This window comes from Xanthomonas sp. F4 (genome assembly GCF_011761895.1).
On record NZ_JAASQX010000005.1, the window covers coordinates 1 to 24,239 of the forward strand.

At 63.4% G+C, this 24,239-nt stretch carries 23 protein-coding genes; 2 read left to right on the forward strand and 21 right to left on the reverse strand.

Features of this window, described 5'->3' with window-relative positions; translation table 11 throughout:
* Positions 1 to 384: 384 nt before the first annotated feature.
* The 7 genes from FHR66_RS15795 to FHR66_RS15825 form a co-directional block, all read right to left on the reverse strand.
* On the reverse strand, positions 385 to 2,763 hold the full coding sequence (locus FHR66_RS15795; protein WP_160967261.1) for a TonB-dependent receptor: 2,379 nt from the start codon (positions 2,761 to 2,763) through the stop codon (positions 385 to 387).
* Positions 2,764 to 3,058: 295 nt separating this feature from the next.
* The gene (locus FHR66_RS15800; RefSeq protein ID WP_160967259.1) at positions 3,059 to 3,541 is read right to left on the reverse strand and encodes a nuclear transport factor 2 family protein; all 483 of its coding nucleotides are present in this window, start codon (positions 3,539 to 3,541) and stop codon (positions 3,059 to 3,061) included.
* 120 nt (positions 3,542 to 3,661) lie between these two features.
* On the reverse strand, positions 3,662 to 4,093 hold the full coding sequence (locus FHR66_RS15805; RefSeq protein WP_167087940.1) for a hypothetical protein: 432 nt from the start codon (positions 4,091 to 4,093) through the stop codon (positions 3,662 to 3,664).
* Between the two features lie 120 nt (positions 4,094 to 4,213).
* Positions 4,214 to 4,606: a hypothetical protein gene (locus FHR66_RS15810; protein ID WP_160967256.1), complete on the reverse strand. Its 393-nt coding sequence runs from the start codon at positions 4,604 to 4,606 to the stop codon at positions 4,214 to 4,216.
* Positions 4,607 to 5,055: 449 nt separating this feature from the next.
* Positions 5,056 to 5,508 carry a hypothetical protein gene (locus tag FHR66_RS15815; protein ID WP_160967254.1) on the reverse strand — a complete coding sequence of 151 codons (453 nt, stop codon included), beginning with the start codon at positions 5,506 to 5,508 and terminating at the stop codon, positions 5,056 to 5,058.
* Between the two features lie 59 nt (positions 5,509 to 5,567).
* Positions 5,568 to 5,849, reverse strand: coding sequence for a hypothetical protein (locus FHR66_RS15820; RefSeq protein ID WP_160967252.1), 282 nt, complete (start codon positions 5,847 to 5,849; stop codon positions 5,568 to 5,570).
* Positions 5,850 to 5,954: 105 nt separating this feature from the next.
* Complete coding sequence (locus tag FHR66_RS15825; RefSeq protein ID WP_237475324.1) at positions 5,955 to 6,230, reverse strand: hypothetical protein; 276 nt, start codon at positions 6,228 to 6,230, stop codon at positions 5,955 to 5,957.
* A 411-nt stretch (positions 6,231 to 6,641) separates the two neighbouring features.
* Between FHR66_RS15825 and FHR66_RS15830 the strand changes: the two genes are divergently transcribed.
* Complete coding sequence (locus FHR66_RS15830) at positions 6,642 to 7,319, forward strand: hypothetical protein (protein WP_160967250.1); 678 nt, start codon at positions 6,642 to 6,644, stop codon at positions 7,317 to 7,319.
* 106 nt (positions 7,320 to 7,425) lie between these two features.
* Here the strand turns inward: FHR66_RS15830 and FHR66_RS15835 are convergent, their stop codons facing one another.
* From FHR66_RS15835 to FHR66_RS15845, 3 genes are all read right to left on the reverse strand, one after another.
* Complete coding sequence (locus FHR66_RS15835; RefSeq protein WP_237475323.1) at positions 7,426 to 7,884, reverse strand: T6SS immunity protein Tdi1 domain-containing protein; 459 nt, start codon at positions 7,882 to 7,884, stop codon at positions 7,426 to 7,428.
* A gap of 70 nt (positions 7,885 to 7,954) precedes the next feature.
* Positions 7,955 to 8,218 carry a hypothetical protein gene (locus FHR66_RS15840; protein WP_160967248.1) on the reverse strand — a complete coding sequence of 88 codons (264 nt, stop codon included), beginning with the start codon at positions 8,216 to 8,218 and terminating at the stop codon, positions 7,955 to 7,957.
* A 64-nt stretch (positions 8,219 to 8,282) separates the two neighbouring features.
* Positions 8,283 to 8,711 (reverse strand): hypothetical protein, encoded by a 429-nt coding sequence (locus FHR66_RS15845; RefSeq protein WP_160967246.1) that lies wholly within the window; start codon positions 8,709 to 8,711, stop codon positions 8,283 to 8,285.
* Positions 8,712 to 8,799: 88 nt separating this feature from the next.
* Here FHR66_RS15845 and FHR66_RS15850 point away from each other — a divergent pair, with 88 nt between their 5' ends.
* Positions 8,800 to 9,501: a transposase gene (locus FHR66_RS15850; RefSeq protein WP_160967280.1), complete on the forward strand. Its 702-nt coding sequence runs from the start codon at positions 8,800 to 8,802 to the stop codon at positions 9,499 to 9,501.
* Between the two features lie 188 nt (positions 9,502 to 9,689).
* Here FHR66_RS15850 and FHR66_RS15855 read toward each other — a convergent pair whose 3' ends face one another.
* From FHR66_RS15855 to FHR66_RS15910, 11 genes are all read right to left on the reverse strand, one after another.
* Positions 9,690 to 10,097, reverse strand: a complete 408-nt coding sequence (locus tag FHR66_RS15855; RefSeq protein ID WP_167087942.1) for an Imm41 family immunity protein — start codon at positions 10,095 to 10,097, stop codon at positions 9,690 to 9,692.
* A gap of 36 nt (positions 10,098 to 10,133) precedes the next feature.
* Positions 10,134 to 10,340, reverse strand: coding sequence for a hypothetical protein (locus tag FHR66_RS15860; RefSeq protein ID WP_160967243.1), 207 nt, complete (start codon positions 10,338 to 10,340; stop codon positions 10,134 to 10,136).
* A gap of 408 nt (positions 10,341 to 10,748) precedes the next feature.
* The gene (locus tag FHR66_RS15865; protein ID WP_160967241.1) at positions 10,749 to 11,114 is read right to left on the reverse strand and encodes a hypothetical protein; all 366 of its coding nucleotides are present in this window, start codon (positions 11,112 to 11,114) and stop codon (positions 10,749 to 10,751) included.
* Between the two features lie 188 nt (positions 11,115 to 11,302).
* The gene (locus tag FHR66_RS15870) at positions 11,303 to 11,785 is read right to left on the reverse strand and encodes a hypothetical protein (RefSeq protein ID WP_160967239.1); all 483 of its coding nucleotides are present in this window, start codon (positions 11,783 to 11,785) and stop codon (positions 11,303 to 11,305) included.
* A 373-nt stretch (positions 11,786 to 12,158) separates the two neighbouring features.
* Entirely contained in the window at positions 12,159 to 12,425 is a 267-nt protein-coding gene (locus tag FHR66_RS15875) for a hypothetical protein (RefSeq protein ID WP_160967237.1), read from the reverse strand.
* Between the two features lie 124 nt (positions 12,426 to 12,549).
* Positions 12,550 to 13,137 (reverse strand): hypothetical protein, encoded by a 588-nt coding sequence (locus FHR66_RS15880; protein ID WP_160967235.1) that lies wholly within the window; start codon positions 13,135 to 13,137, stop codon positions 12,550 to 12,552.
* Positions 13,138 to 14,218: 1,081 nt separating this feature from the next.
* On the reverse strand, positions 14,219 to 15,238 hold the full coding sequence (locus tag FHR66_RS15890) for a P-loop NTPase family protein (RefSeq protein ID WP_160967233.1): 1,020 nt from the start codon (positions 15,236 to 15,238) through the stop codon (positions 14,219 to 14,221).
* Positions 15,239 to 15,558: 320 nt separating this feature from the next.
* Positions 15,559 to 16,566, reverse strand: a complete 1,008-nt coding sequence (locus FHR66_RS15895) for a tetratricopeptide repeat protein (RefSeq protein WP_160967232.1) — start codon at positions 16,564 to 16,566, stop codon at positions 15,559 to 15,561.
* A gap of 80 nt (positions 16,567 to 16,646) precedes the next feature.
* Complete coding sequence (locus FHR66_RS15900; protein ID WP_160967230.1) at positions 16,647 to 16,856, reverse strand: hypothetical protein; 210 nt, start codon at positions 16,854 to 16,856, stop codon at positions 16,647 to 16,649.
* A gap of 246 nt (positions 16,857 to 17,102) precedes the next feature.
* Positions 17,103 to 20,915 (reverse strand): LamG domain-containing protein, encoded by a 3,813-nt coding sequence (locus tag FHR66_RS15905; RefSeq protein ID WP_160967228.1) that lies wholly within the window; start codon positions 20,913 to 20,915, stop codon positions 17,103 to 17,105.
* Between the two features lie 421 nt (positions 20,916 to 21,336).
* Entirely contained in the window at positions 21,337 to 24,114 is a 2,778-nt protein-coding gene (locus FHR66_RS15910) for a TonB-dependent receptor (RefSeq protein WP_160967226.1), read from the reverse strand.
* Positions 24,115 to 24,239 lie beyond the last annotated feature (125 nt).

A 24,239-nucleotide genomic window follows, 5' to 3' on the forward strand; every position in this document is an offset into this window, starting at 1 on the left:
AGTTACTTTTCTTTGCTCGCGCAAAGAAAAGGTAACCAAAAGAAAGCGCGCCCTGCCTCGCGCCCTCCGCGCTGCGCGCTCCGGGTCCGCGTCCAGCGCGGGGATTCGCGGAAGGGGCATCCTGCCCCTGCCGCGAACGGCGCACATCCATGTGCGCCGCCCTTCGGGTTTTTCCCCGCGCTGGCCGCCGCTTCGGAAGGGAACCCGGTAAATCAAAAGCAAGAGCCAAAGCCAAGCAACAGCAACAGCAACAGCAACGGCTAGGGCTAGGCCCACAGCTACGGCAACGTACTGTTATAAAACGCAAACGGGCGGGAGGGCTTTTGCCCTCCCGCCCGCTGGTGCCGGCAGGTGCTGCCGACGTGGTGCTACGACGCTCTGCGATCAGTGCCAGTGCAAATTGAACGAGACGCCGACGATGCGCGGTTCGTTGTAGACGGCCGCCATGTAGTTCTCGATCACGCCCTTGAGGTTCTTCTCGTTGGTGATGTTGCGGGCGAACGCGGCCACTTCCCATGCGCCGTAGTCGCCGGTATAGCCCAGCTTGAGGCCGCCTTCGAAGTTGCCGTTGGAGGTGAACTCGGTGGAGTCGTACAGCACGAAGCTGGTGTAGCCCTGCTTGTTCCAGTCGGTGGCGACGAAGAACGCGCCGCCGTCGTTGACCGGGATGTCGTAGCGGGCGGCCAGGTTGACGTTGTACTTGGGCGCGTTCGGCAGCGGGTTGCCGTCGATCTGGGCGAAGGTGTTGCTGCCGATGCGGATGGTCGGGTCCTTCACGGTGCACACCACCACGCCGTTCAGGCCGCACACCTGCGCATACACGCGCTTGTCCTGGATCTCGCTGTGCAGCAGGCTCAGGCCGGCGGTCAGCGACAGGTTGGGGATCGAGCGCCAGTCCAGGTCCGCTTCCATGCCGTAGGCCTTGGCCTTGTCGGCGTTGAACAGCACGCCGTTGCCGTTGGAGTCGTTGCCGTTGAGCTGGATGTCGTCGACGGTGTACGTGAAGCCGGTGACGTTCAGGCGCAGGCGGTTGTCGAACAGGTTGCTCTTGATGCCCGCTTCCCACGACAGGATGGTTTCCGAGTCGGCGGTGGTGAAGTCGGAATTGAACACCGCCGAACGGCCCTGGATGGTCGGGCCGCGGAAGCCGCGGGCGACCTTCGCGTACACGTTGACGTTCGGGTTGATCTCGTACATCGCGCTCAGGTCCCAGCTCGGCTGGGTGTCGGCCAGGCGCACGTCGCGGCGGCCCTTGTAGGTGACCACGCCGGCCGCGGTGTCGGCGGTCTTGAGCAGCTTGGTCTCCTTGCTGTCGCGGGTCTGGCGCACGCCCGCTGTCAGGGTCAGCGCGTCGGTGACCTTGTAGGTCAGCTGGCCGAAGCCGGCCCAGGAGGTGTTGCTGTTGTGCAGGCGCACCCAGTTGTTCGGATTGCGCGCGGCGGTCTGCAGGAAGTAGGCGCGCTGGTAGAAATCGGTGGTGTCCTTGCCGTCGAAGTAGAACGCACCGGCCTGCCACTGCAGCGGGGCGTCGCCTTCGCTGGCCAGGCGCAGTTCCTGCGTGTACTGGTCCAGGTCGCGCACCTGGCCCATCGACTGGCCGTAGCCGTTGGGTACGCCATTGACCGGGAAGTTGGCCGCGGCGCCGCCGTCGGTGTCGCCGCGGCTGTAGCCGGAGGTGGTCTCGTAGGCGCTGATCGAGGTCAGCGAGACGCCGCCGAAGTCGTAGATCGCCTTCAGCGAGGCGCCGTGGGTCTTGTAGGCCTGCGGGTTGTCGTGGGCTTCGTCGTAGGCCACCTGGTCGCGCGGCACGTCGACCTTGTTGGAACCCTTGGTCAGCGCGCCGCGCAGGAACAGGGTGGAGGTGCCGTCGTAGTCGCGGGTGTGGAACGAACCCAGCAACGAGAAGTTCTCGCTCGGCTTCAGCAGCAGTTGCAGGCGTGCGTTGCGGTCGTCGTAGCCGCCCATCGCATCCTTCTTCGGGGTGACCGTGCCGTCGGCGCTGGGGCCGTTGTAGGTGTTGTCCACCCAGTTGTCGCGGTGCTGGTACAAGGTGGACACGCGGAACGACAGCACGTCGTTGATCGGGCCGCCGATGCCGCCGTCGACCGAGACCGTGTTGTAGCTGCCGTAGCTGGCGGTGACGCGGCCGGTGTAGTCGTCGCTGGGCTTGATGCTGTCGAACTTGACGATGCCGGCGGTGGTGTTGCGGCCGAACAGCGAGCCCTGCGGGCCGCGCAGCACTTCCACCTGGTCCACGTCGTAGACCGGGTTGGACTTCAACACCACGTGCTCCAGCACCACATCGTCCTGGATGATCGACACCGGCTGCGAGGCGCCGAGATAGAAATCGATGTTGCCCAGGCCGCGGATATAGAAGCGCGGGAAGATGCGGCCGGTAGTGGTTTCGGCGTAGAAGCTGGGCACGCGGCCGGACAGCGCCAACAGCGTGTCGTCGCCGCCGGCGGTGAAGTCGCGCATCGCCTCGCCCTGTACCACGCCGACCGAGACCGGCACCTCCTGCAGGTTCTGCTCGCGGTGTTCGGCGGTGACGATGATGGTGTCCAGCGAGGTCGCCGCATCGCCATTGCCGGCAGCGTTGGCCGGCCGCGTCTCGCTGCCGGCCAGCGACGGCGCGCTGTCCTGCGCGGCGGCGGCGGCGGCGACCGAGGCCAGCACCAGGGCGGCGCAGGCCTGCGCCAGGCGGGTACGGGCCGGCGCGGCGCGCGCGGTCAGCGGCCGCGGGGAGAGTTGGGGATGCAGCATGTCGGATCCTTGTGAGCGCGCAGAATCGAGTCCGTTCGGCTTGCGCAGCAGCCCGCGACGGCATGCGCCATACGGTGGCGCAGCGCGGCACGATATGTCGTTTGTGTTGCACCGCCATTGCAATGGCGGCGCCAGGGCGACGACGCGACGGCGCGTGACCGCTTCACGTCGCGCCACGCCGCCGCTGCGGACATCCGAGGACCGGTATGCGCCACCGCGACCTGGTCAGGCCTGCGCGTCACCACATCGCGCAGACACCCCGGGCACGGACGCCCTCGCCCGCGCCAGTGGCCCATCAAGGCGTGCAGCGCTGCGCGGCGAATTCGGCCAGGCGCCGGGTGAGCGCTCCTTCCTGCCATGCGATGTCGAGAATCACCCAGCGATCGTCCTGCCGGCCGAGCACTACCGTGTCCGTCCACTGCAGGCTATCGACGGCCAGGCGGGCGCGCACCCGGGCGGTGTCGCCCTTGACCTGCGCGATCGTCGAGACAATCGCGGTGGGCTGGTCCGGCCACAGGAAGAACGGACTCTGGTCCAGCATGTGCGGCTTGACGTCTGCCGGCACTCGCCTGGCGCAGGCCGCCTCGTAGGCGCGCTGCGCCTGCAGCGCCGCGAACAATTCCCGCCCCAGCAGATGCCGCACCTGCGCAACGTCGCCGTCGGCATGCTCGGGCGCGATCGCCCAGGCATAGAACGTCTGGACCGTACTCACCGGCGACTCGCCCGCGATCGCGGCGAACGCGCTCAGCCACAGGCTCATCGCACACAGGAACCGCATTCCCCTCATGGATCCCCGACCCCTTGGGCCGCCAGGCGCGGCCCGGCGATCCTCGACCAGGCGCTGCGCGCCGTCAATGCGGGCGCGGCCGCGCGCGCCAGCACGTCATCAGGGCGTGCCTCAATCGCTGTCCACTCCGAGTACGCTCAGGCGCAGCGGCGGTGCGTCCGGGCCGGCCGGCGCATGCGCCAATCGTCCCGTCACCCGCACCACCTGGCCGGTACCTTCCTCGCGCAGATGCGCCGCCTGGTCCGCGGTGACCGCCAGCCGCAGCTGGCGCACCTGCGCGTGCCGCGGCTGGCGTCCGTCCGCCGACGCCGCCACGCACAACGGCTGCGGCAGGATCAGCACCTCTTCCTGGGTGGCTGCCGCACCGGCATCGGCATGCGTGTGCGCATGCGGCGCGGCGGGTTCGACGGACGACGGCGCCAGCGTGCCGGACAAGGTGACCTGGGTCGGCCCGTACGGCAGGCAATGCTTGGGCGCTGCCATCAGCGCGGGCGCAATGCCGATCGACAGCAGCGGAAACAGCGACAGAGTTCGGATCGGCATCGTGGCACGCGGATGGAGACGGGCCGCCGAGCATACCCAAGCGCGATGGCGGCCGTGCTGCAGCCCGGCGGCATCACCGCAGTGTGCCGTACGGCGTTGCCGCCGAGACCACACCGGCCGTCAGGGTTCGCGCTCCACCACCACCTCGGTGAACCGCGGTTCGGCGGCGATCAGCGCATGCAACTGCGCAAAGCACGGATCGTCGTCGCGCATCGCATGCCGGCCGAGGATGCGCTCCCAGAACGAGCGCTGCTTTTCAATCTGCAGCATCCAGGTATGGTTGCCATCGACCTCTTCCTCGGCGTAGGCGCCGACCAGATAGCTGCGCCCCTGGCATTCCGCTTCAGAAGCCCAGCCCCAATCCTCCGGGTCCGGTTCGGACAGGACCATGGCGTGGCCCACACGCACGCGCAACCAGTCCAGCAGCGAACTGCCGCGGATCGGATTGATCGGATTTTCCGGCTCGGCGCTGACTTCAAGCAGGCGGGAGCGGAAGTGAATAACGGGATGCATGCGGCAGCTTGACTCTCGAACGATCGGATGACGGACGCACGCATCGGCGCGACTGCGTTATGCGTGCAGGCGCGGATGCGCAGCCCCGGAGGATAAACGCAGGCGCGTCGGTCCAGGGTGGACAGCGGCGCGGTGCGTCGTGCGGCTCGGCGCAATCGCCTGCGGCCAGCGGACGCGGCGCTGTTGGTGCCGCGCTCGCAGCGTCCGGCGGCCAGAACCGGACGCCATCGCCGCAACCGGCCGGACCCATTGCAGCACGCGTGCATGACAAGTCATCGCATCCTTCGTAGACAGGCACGCGCACCCAGAGACGCCCAGATGCCGATCGCGGCAGCGAGCCACACGCCGGCGACCTTGAAGCAGGACGAGGCGAAGGCCAGGAACCCGCACGGCATTCAACCGCTCCGGTTGCGCCAAAGCGGTCAAAGCGACGCTGCGGCGGCACGGCGTCATGGTGTTTGCCCCGGCTCCGGCTCCAGATCCGGCTCGAACGGACGATCGGGCAGTCGCTGCCCGCACCACGGGCAGAACTGCACGCAGATCGCGTCATTGAGGTACCAGGTCGGATCCTCGCCACGGAACAACTCGAACCCGATCCGCACCACCCTGTCCGGCTTGGTCACTGCCTCGAACATGCTGAAGCAGCAATAGCGAGCGACGCGCTCGCGCCACGCCCCGCTCTCGGGAAACTGTGCCTCCAGCCAGAGCGCACTCCAGGCCTGGCAAGCGCTACATTGCGCCAGATGCGACAGCGCAGCGTAGGTCGGTGGATCAGGGAAATGTTCCTCTTCCACCTCGATCAAGCCTTCGAGCGCCATCACCAGTTCGGGTCTTTGGTGAATCTGATCGCGCAGCGCCGACAGCGTGTATCGCGTGATGAAGCAGGTGCCGGAATGCGGCATAGGTGCAATCCATTGCAGTCCAAGGCCAGAAAGCGTAGCGCGATGCAGCCGCTTCGAGGTTAAGCGCCCGCCGCGCTCCACAACGCATAGCCCAACAGCCCCAATCCCACCAGGGCGAACCCGCCCCAGAAGGCCGCCGCGTCGGCCGAGACCACGCGTGGGGCCAGATAGGCGCTGCGCTTGCCGGATTTGCCGCGCCGTTTGCTGCTCCACGGTTCGACGCTGTAATAGCCGAACGAGAACGCCGGCACCACGAGCATGCCGACGAGATAGCACAGGCCGTAGAGGACGATCTCGAACAGTGGGCGCAGCACGACCTCGGTCAGCAGACTTGCGGGCATGGTGTCACCTGATCCAGGCAGCAGTGATGTGGGGCGTTGGCCACGCCCCTACGTTGAAGCGGCGTGCGATGCTCGCCGAGCAGCAGGTGGCCGTCAATGGCTCGATCACCGGCTATCGCTGAGCAGCCGCTGCACCAGCTCGAATCCGAGCACCGACATCGACGGATAGCGGGCGTACTCGTCCACCGACAACATCCGCACGAAGGTATCGCCCTCGTGCAAGGCGCCGGCGATGTGGAAGGTCAGCAGGTCTGTGGTGTCGCTGGGCAGCGGCGCGTGGCCGATGAGGCGCCATTCGCCACTCTTGAGCTTCTGGGCGCCGGTAAACAGCAATCGGATGTCCTTGTCGCCGTCGCGCACCGGCAGCGGCCGTGCCGGCAACGGACCAAGCGTTGGGGCCGAGCCTGATGTTCCAGCACACAGAAGCCGACCACCTTGCGATAGTCGCCCTGCGGCGCCCACAGCACCTGGCAGAGCGCATACACCGCCGTGTCCAAGGGACCGCGAAGACATCGCCCGCCCGGTACTTCACTGCCATGCCACCACCCTCTTGCGTCTGAAGCCTGGATCGACGCAAGGCTATCCCGCGGTGTGCCTGATGGCATCCACCTTACAGTCCGAGGCGTTCGCCGGCGTCGATGCCGCTGGTCGACGCGCATGACGTGCGATGAGCCGTGCCGCGCGCCACAGCGTCATGCCGGCCAGACGCCGCCACCTCCTCGCCCATCGTTCGCTCGCCACCGGTTCACCCCCGGTGGCCCACACTGTCTCCCCACCTTTGGAGCGACTCTGATGCACAAGACCTGGCTGCTCGCCTTGTTGGCGGTTCCCGCACTGGCCCACGCTGCCCCGGACGAGGACACCGCGATGTGCCGCAACGGCGGCTTCCCCATGAGCACGGCCGGGTTTTCGCTCGCCAAGGTCGCGGTGCCGCGCCTGTACCTGCTCAACGACGACGACGGCTGCCCGGCCAAGGGCGAGGCCGCGTGCCGGCAGCGCGCCTATGTGGTCAAGGACGACACCGTGATCCTGGCGCAGCGTCAGGGCGGCTTCGTCTGCGCGTTCTACCCCAACAAGGTCGGCGGCAGCGCCGGCTGGGTGGCGGCGTCGAGCGTGCAGCCACTGCCGGCGACGGCCGCCCCGAAGCCGCAGGCCTGGGTCGGTCAATGGCACGACGGCGACAACGAACTGCAACTGATCGCCAATGGCGACGGCACCATCACCGCCAACGGCGATGCCTACTGGCCCAGCGCCAACCCGAGTCCCGAGGAAAGGCCCGGCGGCCCGAACCTGGGCGCCGTCACCGCGCGCGGCTTTCCCGAAGGCAATCGGCTGGAGCTGAGCGAGGACGACTGCAAGGTCCGCCTGCAACTGCTCGGCGACCTGATGGTCGTCTCGGATAACCTGCAGTGCGGCGGAGCCAATGTGAGCTTCAATGGTGTGTACCGGCGCAAGGCCGCGAAGCACTGAGGCGCAGCCTCTGCGGTTCCCTCGTTCGGTGTGGTCCAGGCGGCGATCCGGTGCCGCCTGGGTTTTCTTTAGAAGATCGCGCCCCGCGGTGTGATTCCAGTTTGCGTCACAAACCCACGCTTTGCGCGACGAGGTCAGCGAACACCCACACATCGCCCTTGTCGTACGTTTCAGGTGCCTCCGTTCCGCCCAGCGTCGGATAGGGCTGCGGGATATAGATCTGTCCAGGCTTCAACGGGCCGAGACGCGCAGCGATTTCCCGTACGTGGTCGCCGCGTAGCACGTACTCCTCAAAGCCCGGATCGCGCAGGATGGCCTCCTCGAACGCCGCGGTAGAGGCATGCGCGCCATACGACTTGCCCGCGGCCTTGAACGGATGCAACACCGCGTAATCCTGGCTGGCCGGATCATGCAAAAAGAAGTGGCCGAGACTCGAGTAGCCGACGACGACAGTGTACGCCGGGAACGCGTCCGCCCAGGGGCCGAGCACCTCGTGCGATTCCGGCGTAATCAGGTAATACAGCGGGACGTTCGTCGCGTCACCACGCTCTGTACTCTCGCTCATTGGACACCTTGCTGCGATGGCGGCTTAGGATACCAAGGCACGCGCGTCCGCCTGCGTTCATCGTGATCACCTAGGCCTTGGCGACAGCTCCGTAGCACTTGGCAGAGCCATCCAGAAAGAACTGCACGTCCCGCGCCTGGCACCAGGCTTCCAGCTCCGCCTTGAACACCGGCCACAGGTCGCGCGCCCATGCAGGTGCGCTCTGCGCCCACGCGTGCTCGGTGGGGACGTAGACCGTGGGCACGCCCATCGGGAAATCCAGAACGAATTCGCCGCCCGGGCCGGTGCAGACGAGTTCCTCCTTCCAGCGGGGTTGGAATTGGAATGTGGTCATGGGGGATGGCGACCTATGAATGCTGTGCTGATGGCGCGGCGAGACGCTAAACGAGTAGCTTGCTTCAGGTGGCCCACCAGAGGTGTGCGGCCTTGAGAAAGCAGAACAATGCCGCAGGCGCGGTGATGTAGATGCCAGCACGCACGCCCGAAAGATGCGACGCGCGATCGACGGTCGGACGCATCACCCTGATCCACGTCCGCTCGTTCGCAGCAAGACGCCAAAACGACAATGCTGATAGAGCAAGAACAACACCGGCAACGGCCAGCGACACCGGCGTAGCGAACTCGCCGCTCCGGCTATCGAGATAGCCGGCAAAGCTCAGCCCCGGGATCCAAACCAGAAGAACGGCCAGGGCGAACCTCGGTCGGAGCAAGCCGAGGTGAAATGTGCTGGGCCACTTCCAATTTGAGGGCATGCGCGTAAGGAGGATTCGTTTCAATGAAACCAGGCCGGCGGGAAGAACGGGGTGGAAGAACGGGGTCAGGTTCACTTCCTACACGCCGACACGGCGATGCCTGACAATTGTCACGGAGCTTGCTCGATGTCGGTGATAGCGATCGGTGACCATGCTTGCCGGCATGGCTCGTCTTCCTCGCCTTGATCTTCCTGGCATACCCCAACACATCGTACAACGCGGCAATAATCGCCTTCCATGTTTTCTGGATGACAGCGACCGCATGCGCTATCTGCACATGTTGCGTGATGCCCTGCACGCCACCGGCTGCCAGCTACATGCCTACGTCTTGATGGACAACCATGTGCACCTGCTTGCCACACCGCCGGAGGCTGGAAGGGTCGGACAGCTAATGCAGCGACTCGGTCGTCACTATGTCGCCATCTTCAATGGCCGTCACGGCCGTACCGGCACACTCTGGGAAGGGCGCTACAAGTCATGCCTTGTGGACAGTGCCGACTATGTGCTGCGCTGCTATCGCTACATCGAACTCAACCCGGTACGCGCTCGTCTCATCGACGATCCGGCCGCGTATCGCTGGTCCAGTTGCGCAGCCAATCTCGGTCGGCGGGGACACTCGGCCCTAACGCCCCATCCGTCCTGGCTCGCTCTGGGTAATGAGGCAGCCGAGCGGTCCAGCGCTTATCGGGCCTTGCTTGATGAAGTCCTAAGCGACGAACTGCTCGCCGACATCCGCATGTACCTCCAGCAACAACGGGCTCTCGGCCACGATGCATTTCGCAGCATGGTCGAGGCCAAGACCCGCCGCTTCGCTGGTGTCAGGCCAGCCCATCGGCCGCGCAAACCCACCACGATCAACGAATAAGTCAACCTGACCCCGTTACTGCTACCACTGAAGCAAAGGACGCCCAATACCCGCTCGCGCGATCGACTGGTCGGAGAGTAAGCGAGCCGGAGCTCGGCGGTGCGCTCGACCGGGTCGAGGGAAACGCCCATCAGCGTCGCGTCGTGGAAATCGAGTTGGGACAGATCCATTGGGTGCGCCTGATGTGCTTAGTGATGGGTCGACGCCAATAACGGGTTAGGCGGGTCGAGGCTTTCGTATGCCGGCATCCTGCCAGCATAGAAGCCTTCAAACACTAACTGGAACCGCTCAAGCAGGTCGCGGACGTCTTCGTCGGAGACGCCCTTGATCGCAAATAAATCGTTCGGATCGAAGTGACAGCCAAGGAGCATCAGCACGAAGCTGAAGATACGGAACAGAGGCCATGCCGTCTCGCGCTCAAGCTCGCCATCGGTCGCCAAGTCATACAGTGCCTTCTCCAACAGCCAGTACTCGTCCCAGTTCCATCGCATCTCTTCATGGAGCCGGCCGACGAACGAGCCGTCGTCATATGCGGCGCATCGGGCCAAGTTGCGGGTAACAACGTTCGTGGCATTCAAGGCGCTATCCGCTTGCATTGCATCGATCCACTGAGTGCAGTAGGTCCGACTGAGTCAACGGGCGTCTTTGTCATGCCTCCCCCGCGCGCCGAGCACTAGGGTAATGAGGGAACCAGTGGTGCAGAACCCCACTCCCAAAAGGAGGGGATCAAACAGCCTTGCGACAAGATAGGCGCCGCCGATGAAGTATTGAAGCAGGGAGATGAAGACGCATACCACCACCAGAACCATCAGCAGGATGCCCACAGCGCCAAACGTCACGCCAAGTGTCCTCATCCTACTCGGCAGGCCACCAGCCATCCGGAGAGCGGAGTAGTTCACTGAAGCACACATGACAAAGACCAGCGCCACAATCCCTAAGCGAATCGCTGTACCGTCCATCTGTGGCCTATTTGTTTCTCTTGCCGCAGAGGCGCGGCATGGCAGGATCCTCGCCGAGCCAGTGATTGAGGTCAATCGCCACCAATCACTGGATCGGCGGCGGTGTGCAAGGCGTGGCGTCGGTTCGCGTCGTTGGTCCGACTACGGTGGACGTCCGGCACTCGCGCGCCACTCCGTGATCGGCGACGTCGCTGCGTACGGCTCCTTCCGGTTGCGGGCGAGGAGCAGCGAAGCGTCCGCCCACAAGCAGCGTGACCACGCTAGTCGACACTCATCACGACTGGCTCTTCAGTGACCGCCGAGTGCTCGCAGGCCGCAACAGGTCCTTCGCGCAGTAGAGGCACCAGCCACGGCCCTCGCCCCACTTGAGTGCGACGGAGTCGGCACCTGTCTCGTCCTCGCGCCGCAGTTCCTGAAGGGGTCGTCGTGGCCGATGTCGGCGACCAACTGGTCCCGGTAAGCACGGAGGACGGGCACGAAGTCCTTGGCGACGGGCGGCTCGATCAGGACCCTGTCGTCTTCGTCCAGGCCAGACAGAATCTGCTGCTTGATGGCGTCCTCGATGTCGGTCAGATCCTCAAGCACGCGCTCGAGCGCGGAGCCCGACTTTTCGTCCGTGACGAGGTCGCCGCACGAAATGTTCAAACCGCTCATGTTGCCCGGTCTATCAAAAGACTGCGCCGCATTGTAGTGCGATACGACGCAGGCCCGGATCAACCACCCCATACATAGGCGGCTCTTCCAGCGCGCTGCCGGCCACGTGCATGGCCGGATTGGCGCTTGGCCTGGCGGCCGCAGCCGGCAGTGCGGCGCTATCGCAAGCGTCGCCGACGCGTCATCGGCTACTCCGCGCGGTTGAAGCGGTTCATCGTGATTGCCGGCTGGCCGTTGATGTTCAACCAGACCACGGTTTCGGTCATCGTCTTGCCGTCAGGGGCGACGGTGTAGGTGCGCGTCGTGCGTGGCATTCCCTTCAAGTAGAATGCCGCGACCATTACGTTCGGTGCCGGCAGCCACACGGCCGTCGTGTCGATCGTCGGGTATCCATTGCTTGGGGCAGCGGTGCCATCGAGCGGATAGATGGCGACGGCATGGATGTCATGCCCATCGCCACCGACGATGTCGGCATTCGTCTGCCACTTGCCCTTGCCAACATCGCTGTAGGTAATCGCGCCGCTCTTCGGCCGCTGCTCGGGCGGCGCCGGCATGCTCGCGACATCGAGTACCCATTTGCCGAGCAAGGGCGACTTGGAGGATTGGGCGAGCGCGGGCGCGCTGCAGACCAGGCCCACGATCAGCAGCAGTACGGCGAGATGCTTCTTCATGTCGTCCCATCCTCATCATCAATGTAGTTAAGGTCTATGCGCTTTCTGAACTCTGCAACGGAAGCTTCAAGAACATCAAACTCTAGCTGCCGCACGAATAGGGTCATGTAGGTTCGCCGCTCCGGGTCATCCCTGAGGATTTCCATGACCAGTTCGCAATTGATGTACGTCTCAGCCCGATACCATTGCGCGGTCTGACATCACTTGCCACCACATAGCATATTTCTTCTTCTGAATTCATCTTAAAACACTCGACAAGCCTAACGCTGTACATCGCCTATGGAGAACTGGGGTCAGAGGGCGAACTGGGGTCAGAGTGAACTTTCAAAGGTATCGCACACAGGAAAATTGTACTTTGACCCCTATTTTTCCGTTACGCCGCGGTGCCACGAATTTTTTTGAGCCAAAGTACGCCGGCAATAAACATGGTGCCCCCTACAAGAAGAAAAAGGTACGGCAGGTAGCCCGGCCAGGGTAGCTCAGCAGGGACAGCCCGAAAGTATCGATGGGAAGTCTGCCCATCGCTTGACAACATCAAGGAAATCGGAAGCTGATGCAGTACTAGCGGCGTGCCGAGTAGGCCGGTCAACGCGACTAACGCGCCGAGCGCTATTACTAGGTTTGCAAAGACCTTCTTCATGCGACCTAGCTTCTGGGTTAGACCAACCGGCGAATTGCTTGAGAGCAAGGGTCGAAACGCATTCCCAAGGAAAATGCCTATGACCCGTGTTCTGGCTGCAAGGACGGATTAGGCGCCTGATGCCTCATTTCGTCTTCACGCGATTCAATGCTGACCTCAGCTCGGTCCAGTGCAAGATGTAGTTTTCGATTGTGACTGCACTTCTCGGGTTCTCAAGTAACCGAATCCTCACGGCAATTCCTTCGTTCTGCAGCATCTCCTTAGCGTTGCTCAGCATGCGTCTCTTTCCCGTGAGCCAACAGCCGAACTCCGGGGATGCGAGTTGTATTGCTCTCTGGAGCGAGCATTCCAATCTCTGCCGAAGGCAAATGACGCTCGCCTTGTCGCTTGTGTCGAAGTCCGGGCATAACACGTAATGACTGGCACCCGCGTTTGCAGCATCGCATTTGTCTTGAAGATACTCATCAAGACACTGACCGCTACCGACGATTTCAATCTCACCGGACGTAGTGTTAACAAGATGAGCATTTATGCCAACGTAGCAGCGCTCTTGAATACCTCGCAGAACAAAATCTTCGCTGTTTGCACGGACGATCCAGTAGTCACCGCGTTCGGAAAGCGTGCAGGACTGAATAGCAAAGCGCTCCCTTCCTTCGCAAGAGGCTTCGTAGCAGTGAAGCACCAACGCTTTGGCTTGATCTGCCTTGATCATTGGACGCCTAGCGCCTGAGCGAAGCCACACCGCCAAGCGGCATCGGTTTGACGGATTGTTCGGCGAAATGCCGGGAGTTGGTGAAGCATGGACCGTGTTCCCCAGCACCGCCGCCAAGGGCCAAGCATGCCACAGATCGTAGTCTTGCAAGAAAGGGGGCAGGTTCACTTCCTACAGGCCGACACGGCGATGCCTGACAATTGTCACGGAGCTTGCTCGATGTCGGGATCGCGATCAGTCACAACACTTGCCGGCACGGCTCGCCTTCCTCTCCTTGATCTTCCTCGCATCCCAACACATCATGCAGCGCGCCGATAACGCCTTCCATGCTTTTTAGATTACGGCGACCGCATGCGCTATCTGCACCTCTTGCGGGGTGCCCTGGATGCCAACCACTGCCAACTACAGGCCTACGTCTTGATGGACAACCATGTGCACCTGCATGCCACACCGCCAGAGGCTGGAAGGATCGTATAGCTAATGCAGCGACTCGGTCGTCATTATGTGGCCTCTTCAATGGCCTTCACGGCCGCACCCGCGCGCTTTGGGAAGGGCGCTACACGTCATGCCTTGTGGACAGTGCCGACTATGTATTGCGCTGCTATCGCTACATCGTACTCAACCCGGTACGCGCTCGTCTCATCGACGATCCGGCCGCGTATCGCTGGTCCAGTTGCGCAGCCAATCTCGGTCAGCGGGAACACTCGGCACTAACGCCCACCCGTCCTGGCTCGCTCTGGGTAATGATGCAGCCGAGCGGTCCAGCGCTTAGCGCGCATGGCTTGATGAGGACCTAAGCGAGGAACTGCTCACCGACATCCGCAAGTACCTCCAGCAACAACGGGCTCTCGGCCACGATGCGTTTCGCGGCATGGTCGAGGCCAAGACCCGCCGCTTCACTGGTGTCAGGCCAGCCCATCGACCACGCAAACCCACCACGATCAACGAATAAGTCAACCTGACCCCGTCATCACCACCCCGTTATCAGCTACGAGAATGTGCACTCTGGCTCCATTTAGCGTTACCCGAGGAATCGGGCGTGGCTCAACCTGACCCCGTTATCTATTCCAGCCTGCTTTCGCTATAGTTTCTCAAATGCTGGCTTCGGCGCGATGATTTTAGGCGCTTTGGTTTTGATATGAAGCCAGTCTGGAGCATTGACGCCCACAAGCTTAGTTGTTACCCCAACAAGGTTCTGCTGCGCTGCCTCGTTGAGTGCGCCTTCAATCTCAATAACAGTCGCAGTCGGATATTTCTCAAGCTGATGCTGCACGCGCTGCCCCTTAGCACTTGGCTTTGTGTAATACGGTGGCGGCTCTTGCTTGCCCAGCGTGCACATTGCTCGCCCGACTGCCAGGTACGCATCGTTATACAATCCAGTAAATCCGTTTGGATCTGCCAACGTTACTAACCACAAACCATGTTTTTGATCAAATGACACGCCAGGCTTATGCCCGGTAACAGTGGACTCGGGGACAATGCCGATCTTGAGGCCTCTACCGCCCTCAAGTAGCGCGTAGTTTGATTTGACAGTTGCTGCCAGATAACGCTCGTCGCCGGTTCCCGTTAGAAAGAGGTCAGTTTTCCAGATCTTCTTGATACGGTCAGTTAGCTCGGCTTCTGCGGCCTCGCCCTTCGCTGCCCTCGCAACCCAAGTGTCGAACTTGTATGGCCGACCGGAGCCGTCGGGCAATAGGTAAGGAGTGTGACCAGCAGCTTGAATAGTAGCCTCAAGGAAGCCTAGATACTTGGCACGCTCGTAACCGAACAGCAAAGATTCTGGTGCAGCACCCGTAATCGCCTTCGATGCGCGCCGCATTCCATCATGGACTAGCTGCGTTACTAACGGCTCTTTGCCTGTAATGGCTTCATGGACTGCCCATTCAAAGCCGTCTCCACGCATGCCCTTGTCACGATCCAGGCGTACTACCTTGGCAAGTTGACGCATTGTCACATCCTTGATCGGACAGTTCAGATCCGTTAGATCTTCAGCGGAAAGCGAGTCTAGTAGCGCCCGCAGAATTGATCGAGCAACCGCATAAAGGGCCCGTCCATACTCGTCGATCGGCTCGTTCTGCTGAATAAAAGTGATCTTTGCCAACGATATTCTCCGGTAGAGGCTAACGCCTGATTTAAGCCAACCTGCGAGGCGGGTTCGACTTGAACAAAAGGGAGCGGGGCGAACCTTCTAGTCCTTGTATCTCTCGGCTGGCCACATGCACGACATTCACCAGCCGGGCGACATACATCACGATGCCTAGAGACTCTAGGCATGTGTTACGAGCATGGCAGCTCACACGACGAGAACAATCCGCGCCTTCTCGTCGCATACCGCGAATTCAACCAGACGCTACCGCGACAGCCAATGGGACACTCACTTAATTCCCTACGCCCCCTTCCTTCCTCCCCTTTGTTCTGATATCACTTGCGCCGCAGCAGCAAAACAAAATAAGCAATGAAAGCCGCGGGAGTCACAACTATAATATAGCTTACAACTCTACATAGATCACTTGCATTGATTACCCTAGCAATTTTTGGTCCATTGCGGTAATACCAGCGAATAAATGCCTCTCCCGTCGAAGTTCCCGACAGAAATTCAGCTCTGAACTGTCGTAATAGCGTGACGGCCGGGTGTTTCTCGTCGCCCATTGTAGCGGTTACAACAAAACAGGAATCTAGCTTTTTCTTCTCAATAGACGGGGCGACATAACTCGGATTCAGTGATTTAAGCTTTTCATTTGCCGCATCAAGCTGTCCACGCAACGTCTGTTCATAGGCTGGTGATAGCGACCAAACTTTTTGTATGTTGCTGTCATAAGGATCACGATAGGTGACGCCTTCAATATTGTCCTTACAGAGATGTACAATGTTCTCTAGCGTAGTGACATTGTTTGGATCCCAAGCTAGCGCTGATTCCAATCCGCCTAGTAATTGAGCTACTTGGGATATGTAAGAATTCCAGGTACTATCTAGAGCTACATACTCTTGCATCTGTTTGTTCGCCATACCGTAAAGCATGGCGACAATGTGATTCATTTCCTGCACACAGGATTCAACTATTGAGCTACGCCCTTCATTGTCAGATGCGCCTATAGCGTTGTTGAATGCAACGGCCATTTCATTAGTACGGATGTTGGCAATACTTGATTGCCAAGCCGCAGATTTTCCCTTGCCAATCCATGCTTCTGCGCTTCTAGGCTCAATCTCCAGAACTCGGTTGTAATAGCTCTCCGCCTCGCCAAAGTTGCCAGCTAAAGAAGCAGTTCGCGCCATCCCCAGTAGATTGGAAAGACTAGGCGTAGTGGCAGTCACTAAAACATGTGGCCGTGAAACTTCTTCTCCACAGTACATGCACTTCGAAATTTCTACGTCGATTGGAACTTGGATAATCTTAAGGCAACTTGGACACTCAGCTGGAACAAAGCTCATTATTCCCCCTTGTTATTGTGAACTTCATCTATAATGAAGTTAAATGCTGTTCGCGTCACCGAACACGCAGTTTGTGCAAGCTAAGACTTATGCCGGCGGTATTGATTGTTGGTGCTCGGACTACGATAACTACCGCCCTTATGCGAAGAGCCATGGCCCGACGTGTAATGCCCACCATGACTGGTCGTGTGGTGTGAGCCGGGTGCACGCACACGTGCGTCCGCAGATGCCGCAGCCAGGCACATGGCGAACCCTGCCAGCGCCGCGATGATCGAGACTTTGGCAAACATAGATTTCCCCTGAGAAAATGTGGCGTCCTAGCGTTCCCATTACATATGGACACTTTGCGCCGCGTATGCCGCAGGCTCAGCCGTCCAATCAGGTCTGGTGGAAGTCCGTTCTCCCCACAGACAATCCTGTTCTAGCACAGCGTCACACTTTTGGGGGAGACAAATGCGGCCGTCAGTAGGGAACATTCCGAGGTGAATGCGCGCCCCCGCTAGGCAAGGGCGCGTCTTGAAGTGGGGCCGATTAAATCAGGGCACATCCACCACATTGTTTCTCTGCGTCAGTTCTGCCACGTCGCCCTGGGTGACGATACGCAGCCGACCTCCCTTGGCGCTCTTTCCGGCCGGCGCCACCAATCGCACCTGTGCCGTCTTCGGCTCCAGATCGCGCGGCGCCTCCAGCACCGGAAACGCCGCCCGCGCCACTTCCCGGCCACGCGCATCCTCCAGCACCACAAACCCCGCAGGCGCATCCACATGCCCCAGGCTATGCACGGTGACCTCGATAGCATCCGCGGTTACCCGCACATCCCCACGCCCAATCCCCAGATCCGGCCGTAGCTCGACGGGCACCGCGGCAGGCGCAACCAGCTCGAACTCCATCACCACCGTCTTGCCGGCCGGAAACTCCACATCCACCGCCCCGCTCCTCTCGAACGCGAACTCGCGCGTTGCCGCCTTGCCATCGATCTTCCCATCGCCATCGCGATCGATACCCACACGCATGCGCCACTGCCCCGCCATGACATTCCAGCCAGTCATCTGCGCCCGCTGCGTCTTGCCACTGGTGTTGTAGCCGATGACGGTGAAGCGATCCTGCCGCGGCTTCTGCAGCAACAGCGCCACCTGCACCGCGCCTTCCGGATCGGAGAAGCGCCAGCTGACGGTGTGGCCGGGATAGGTCTGGTTGCGCTTGAGGGCGACGCCGCCGAGGCGGGCGCGCTGCAGGTTCACGGTGGGCGATTCGACGCGGTCGCTCCACCAATGGCCTTCGGTGTTCATGTAGAAGGTCTGCAGTTTGTCGCGGGTCTCGGCGCGGTACAGGGTCTCCAGCCAGCGCGGGTCGCCGCTCTGCTCCCAGGCGACGTGGTGGGCGAAGTCCGGGGCGTCGTCGGCCTCGGCGTCGGCCGCCGCCTTGGCCAGGCTGGCGCCCCAACTGTCGCGCTTGCCGAGCACGTCGAGGAAGTTCTCGTTAAGCATTGACAGACCGCCGGGGCCGGCCTTGGCGACGCGGTAGTCGATGGCCTGGAGATAGCGCGCGTCGCCGGTCCAGCGGTAGGCGGCCCAGAAGGTGTGCAGGGTGTCGGGGCCGCCGCTGCCGTCGAACAGGCTGCCGCCGCGGGTCTTGCCGGTGGCCCAGTCGATCTCGTTGGGCAGCGCCCACTGGCCCTTGGCGTCGGTGTAGGCGTGGGCCAGGTAGCCGTCGGCCAGGCCGGTGACGATGCGGCGGCTGCTGGGGTCGGCGTTGTAGCCGCCCAGCAGCAGCGCCGGGTGCAGGATCGGGAACGAGTAGGGCTTCTGCCACTGCCAGTTCGGTTCGCGGTAGACCTTGCGCCCGCCGAACCAGTTGCTGGCGAACAGCAGGTGGCCCTGCGGGTTGACCTGGATTATGGTGTCGAGCGCCTTCACCGTGCGCATCAGCCGCTCCACCGTCAGCGGGTCGCCCCAGTTGAGGTAGAGCATGGCGCTGTTGATGTTGATGCCGTCTTCGTAGGAATGCAGTTCGTCGGTCTCGATGGTGGAGAGGCCGTCGGTGAACATGCCGTTGCGGTAGTTGGCGTCGGACAGGGCGGTGAGCGAGGCGTTGAGCTTGTCCGGGTCCACGCCCATCAGGGCGACGCCGGGCCATTGCTGGGTGAGGTCGGAATCGTCGGAGATGCCGCCACCGAAATCGCCGTAGTCGACCTGGCGTTCGTCGATCCACCAGTTGATGTAACGGCGCGTGGCCTTGAGATCTTCCAACTGCCAGAACGCCCAGCCCGGCACGCCCTTGGGCGGCTGCGGCAGTTGCACCGGCAGCGGGCCCTGGTTGCCGTAGCTGATGTCGGCCCAGTACTGGCGGCCCAGCGCATTGTCCGGGTCCACCCGCAACAGGTCGTGGATGTCGGCATCCAGGCGCGCGTACAGGCGCTGGCGCTTGGAGGTGGTGTGTTCCTCGACCAGGAAGCCCCAGTTGTCCTTGACCTGGTTGAAGCGGTCGGCGATGTGCTCGGCCTTGGCCTGCTCGCGCGGCTTGAACAGCAGGCGGATCTGCGCGCCATCCAGCGCGCGCGCGTCGAACCCGGGCGCGGCCGAGGCGATGCTGAGCATCAGGCTGTCGTCGGTGAGGATGCGGTCGCGCAGGTCCAGCCACAGGGTGCGCGCCCGCCCGGGCGCGACCGAGACCGACACGTCGAGCATGTCGCGGCCGGGCCAGATGGGGTCCTTGACGCGGATGTTGAGCGGGATCAGGCCGTTGTGCGTGGCCGGCAGCTGCAATGCCGGCAGGTCGATGGCGATGCCGTCCAGGCCGTCGTGCATGTTCTCCCAGCCGTACGACCAGCTGCGCATCAGCGGCTGCGCGGCCGGGGCGTCGCCGAGGTTGGAGGGGATGAGCATGTGGACGATGGGCAGCGGCGGCACCGCGGTCTTGTCGTCGGCACGCTTGCGCGACGGCGCCTTGCTCGGCAGCGCGACCACGGTGCTGCGCTCGTCCGGCGGGTAGCGCCCGGCGATGTAGGCGCGCAGTGCGGCGAGGTTGGCGTAGTCCGGGGCGATGTCGCTGTGCACGGTGTAGCGCAGCGTGGCGCTGGGGTTGGCCGGCTCGGCGCCGGCACCGACGTCGTAGGCCCAGATTTCCTGGATCGGGGTTTCCTGGGCGACGTTGGTGAAACGCATGTGGCCGCCTCGGCGGCGCTCGAACTGGTCCACGCTGCGCACGGTGCCCTGGGCGCGCGAGAACAACGGCGCAGGCGTGCCGCCATCGGCGGCATAGGTGGCCTGGCCGTAGGCGGCGCCGCGCAGTTCGATGCGGTTGAACGGTTCGTCGGGCAGGGCCAGGTCCAGCGCCTTGCCGCCTTCGACGTAGACGTTCCAGTCGGGCAGCTGGAAGTAGTCGTTGCGGCCGGGCAGGCGCGAGCGGTTGTACACGCCGGGCCAGGTGGTCTCGGCGATGCCGTCGGTCGCCTTCCACATCCACTCCTTCAGGTCCTTGGCGTCGGCGAACTCGACCTTGCGGATGCGCGTGGACGGCGCGTCCAGCACCGGCGGTGCACGGCCGTGGTCCCAGCCGAAGCGGTGCAGCCAGGCGTTGCGCGCGGCGCTGTCGGGCAAGGCCTCGGCGCTGCGCGGCGCCTGCTGCCGGGCCAGGGCGGCGACACCCGCGGCATCGAGCATGCGGTCGTACACGCGGATCTCGTCGAAGTCGCTGCCGCGCAGGAAGTTGTAGCGGCTCTGCACCTGGTGCGGCGCCAGCACGCGCGCGGCCAGGCCGAGCTGGTCGAGCGCGGCGTCGAAGTCGAGCGAGCCGCCATCGGCGCAGGCCTGGGTGCAGTCCACGCGCGCGGCTTCCTTGCCGTCCACGTACAGACGCACGCCGCGGGTCTCGTCCCAGGCGAAGGCGAGGTGGGTCCAGGCGCTGGGCGCCGGGTGCTTGTCGAGCTTGAAGGAGACGCGGGTGCGCGCCAGGTTGGCGTCGGTGACGAAGGCGTCGAAGCCGTGGCCGTTCCAGTCGATGCGCAACCAGGCCATGTCCCAGCTGGTGTGGTCGGCGTAGCCGACGCGGAAGATCACGAACGGGGCTTCGCCCACCGGGTAGCGCGAACGCCAGAAGAACGACAGCGTGCCACGCTGGGTGTAGAGGTTGCCGGGGGCATTCCAGGACAGCACGCCGTCGTCGGCCCATTCGATCGCCTGCCCGGACACGCCGGTGGGCACCAGGGCGATCTTGTCGCGGAAGTTGGGGGTTGCATCGCCCTGGGCGACGTCGGCGTCCAGGCCGTGGTCGGCGGAGACGCGAAAAAGCAGTTCGGGGGTGGCGGCTGTGGCGATGGTGGGGAGTGCGAGGGTGCAGAGCAGGGCCAAGCGGTGTGCGATGCGGCGTGGAGCCTTCGCGTTGGCGATGCGTGCGTTACAGCTCTGGAGTGCCAAAGTGGATCGGGAAAGCCCGTCGCGGCTGAAGCCGCTCCTACGAAGAGCAGGTGCTGGTGTAGGAGCGGCTTCAGCCGCGACGCGCGGTGCCGGCACATCCGATGGCGTGCATACGGAGCCGATGGCGGTCAGGCATCGCATCGCATGTGCCTCCAGGCGCTGCCATCCCCGGACCCCCATTGCCGCCACACCACGGGCAGCGCGCATAGCGCTGCGGCACATTGCCTGTTTCATCTCGCTCCTTTGCGATCGGCGCGCGCCATGACAGCGCGCGGCGATCTCCCTCCCCGGCCCGCGAGTATGCGGGCGGCGGGGCGTTGCCGATGCCGCAGCGCGGCACCGGCGAACGCAGTCTTCAGAACTTGTAGCGCACGCCGATCGCGTACTGGCGGCCGGTCTCGCTGTAGGTCAGCGGCAACTGCGCGCCGCCCGCACTGGTCTGTACCCACTCGTAGTACGGCACGTTGGTCAGGTTCGACCCTTCCAGGCTGATGTCGATCTTCTCGTCGATCTTGTAGGTCAGCTTGGCGTCCACGACGTTGGTGCCGCGCATGCCGTGCACGTCGAAGCCGGTTTCCGTGGCCGGCACCTGGGTCAGGTAGCCGTCGCGGTGGGTCAGCGACACGCGCCCGCTGAAGCGCTCGCCTTCGTAGAACAGCGTGGCGTTGTACGAGTTCTTCGACAGGCCGGTGAGGTCGGTGTTGAACGACAGCGCGCCGGTCCCGGTGACGTACTGGATCTTCGACTGCACGTAGGTGTAGTTGAGCTGGGTGCCGAAGTTGGCCCACTTGCCCGGCAGGAAGGTGAAGGGCTGGATGTAGTTGAACTCTGCGCCCTTGAGCTTGCCGCCCGGGGTGTTGAGCGGCACGCTGAAGACGAAGTCGTCGCTGGCCGCCGCGCCGGTGCCGTCGAGCAGGCTGACCGGCAGGCCGCTGCTGGAGTACGGGGCGATGGTGCGCGCGGTCTGCACGAAGCTGTCGATGTCCTTGTAGAACAGCGCCAGGCCGAGCATCGCGCCTTCCTGCAGGTACCACTCGAAGCCGAGGTCGGCGGTCTTGGCGCGGATCGGATCCAGGTTCGGGTTGCCGCCGCTGACCGTGCGCGCGCCACCGGCGACGGCGACCGTCACGCCCGGGGTCAGGCTGCCCAGCCCCGGCCGCGTCATCACCTTGGCGGCGCCGAAGCGGATCAGGAAATCCGGGGTGATCTCAGCGACCAGGTTCAACGACGGCAGGGTGTCGTTGTAGGTGCGCTCGACCGTGGTGTTGATCAGGTTGGAGCCGACCAGGGCGTAGCCGGTGGAGGACTGGGTGGTCTTCACGTAGCGCACGCCGACGTTGCCGGAGAACGGAATCGCGCCGATGTCGAAGGCGAAGTCGCCCATCAACCACGCGCCGCGGTCCTTCTCTTCCACGCTGCGGGTGTTGACCGCGCGCTCGGTCAGCGTCCAGGTGCCGGTGCCGCTGTAGATGCCCAGCGCGTCGGCGATGCCGTTTAGGTCGGGTACCGCCCAGTTCGACGGCGTGCCCTCGATACCCTTGAGCCCGGCCAGCGCGACCAGGTCGGTCGGCACGATGCGGTTGCCGGTAGCGAAGGTCGGCACGCTGGTCTCGGAGGCGCGGCGGAACTCCTTGGTGTCGAAGCCGTAGTTCTTGGCCAGCACACCGCCCTTGAGGGTGAAGTTGGGGCCCAGGTTCCACTCGAAGTTCAGCGAGCCGGTGTCGAAGCTGTTGTTGGCCGACTGCGGGCGCATGCGCACTTCGGCCAGCGTCCAGCCGTTGGCGGCGGTCGGGTCGATGCCGTAGTCGAACACCGGCGAGGTGTAGCTGTTGCGGTAGTCGTAGCTGTACCCGGCGACGTTGTTCTTGTCCATGATCACCGTGGTCTGGATCGGGTTCCGGTGCTTGGAACTGGAGGTGCCGATCTCGCCGGTGATCTTGAAGGTGTCGCTGAAGCGGTGTTCGCCGTTCAAGGTGAGCTGCTTGAAGACCGTGTTCCACTCGTCGTGGCGGTTCTCCGAGCGGATGTCGGTATTGTCGAAACGGCCGTACAGCAGCGCGCCGGAAGCCGGGTCGACGTAGCCGTCGCGCACGATCATGTCCGGCTTGCCGTTCTGCGAGCGGCCGCGGCTGAAGCTGATCGCCTCGATGTAGTGCTCGTCGCGCTTGGCGTCGATCTTCGAGTACAGGCCGTCCAGCGAGAACTCGGTGCTGTCGTTGGGCTTCCACTGCAGCGAGCCGGTGACGCCCAGGCGGTTCTGCTCGTGCTCCATCTGCGTGTAGCGCGGGATGCGCGGGCTGAACACGTTGGCGCTGTTGGCCGCGGCGAACGGCGAGGCGGCGCTGTAGCCGTTGTTGCTGGGTCCGTTGGCCCAGCGGGTGGTGCCGCTGCCTTCCTCGAGCACCTGGCGCTCGGAATAGGCCACCGACATCAGCGCGCCGAAGGTACCGTCGGCCCAGGTGTTGGCGACCAGCGCGGCGATGCGCGGATCGGCCTTCTGCGACATGCCGTTGTAGGTGGCCTGGCCGTTGGCGGCGAAGGTGAAGCCGTCGTAGTCGAACGGACGCGCGGTGCGCAGGTCGACCGTGGCGCCCAGCGAGCCCTCCTCGACGTCGGCCGAGGCGGTCTTGCGCACCACCATCTGGGTGAACAGGTCCGAGGCGAACACGTTGAAGTCGAAGCCGCGGCCGCGGTTGGTGCCGCCGCTCTGGTCGCTGGCGCCCACCGTGGTCAGCGCTTCCATACCGTTGATGCGCACGCGGGTGAAGTCCGGGCCGAGGCCGCGCACGGAGATGTTGCGGCCTTCGCCGGCGTCGCGGGTGATGACCACGCCGGGGATGCGCTGCAGCGATTCGGCCAGGTTGGTGTCGGGGAACTTGCCCACGTCCTCGGCGACGATGGCGTCGACCATGCCCTTCTCGGCGCGCTTGATGTCCAGCGCCTTCTCCACACTGGCGCGGTAGCCGGTGACGACGACGGTGTCGAGCTCGGTGGTGGCATCGGCGGAGGCCGTGGCGGGCGGCGCGGACGCCGGCGCCTCCTGCGCCTGCAGGGCACCGGCCTGCAGGGCCAGGCCGATCGACAGCGCGAGCAAGGTAACCGGTGTCTTCCGGCGTTCGGTACGTGATTGCATGTCCTCCCCTCCCAAGGGTTACATGACGGCGTGGAACTGCGGGCGTTGTCGCGAATGACACCGCTGGTCAAAATCAACGTTAACAGTTGCGAAACATTGCGGCATCTTGCAGCGCAACAGAGAGC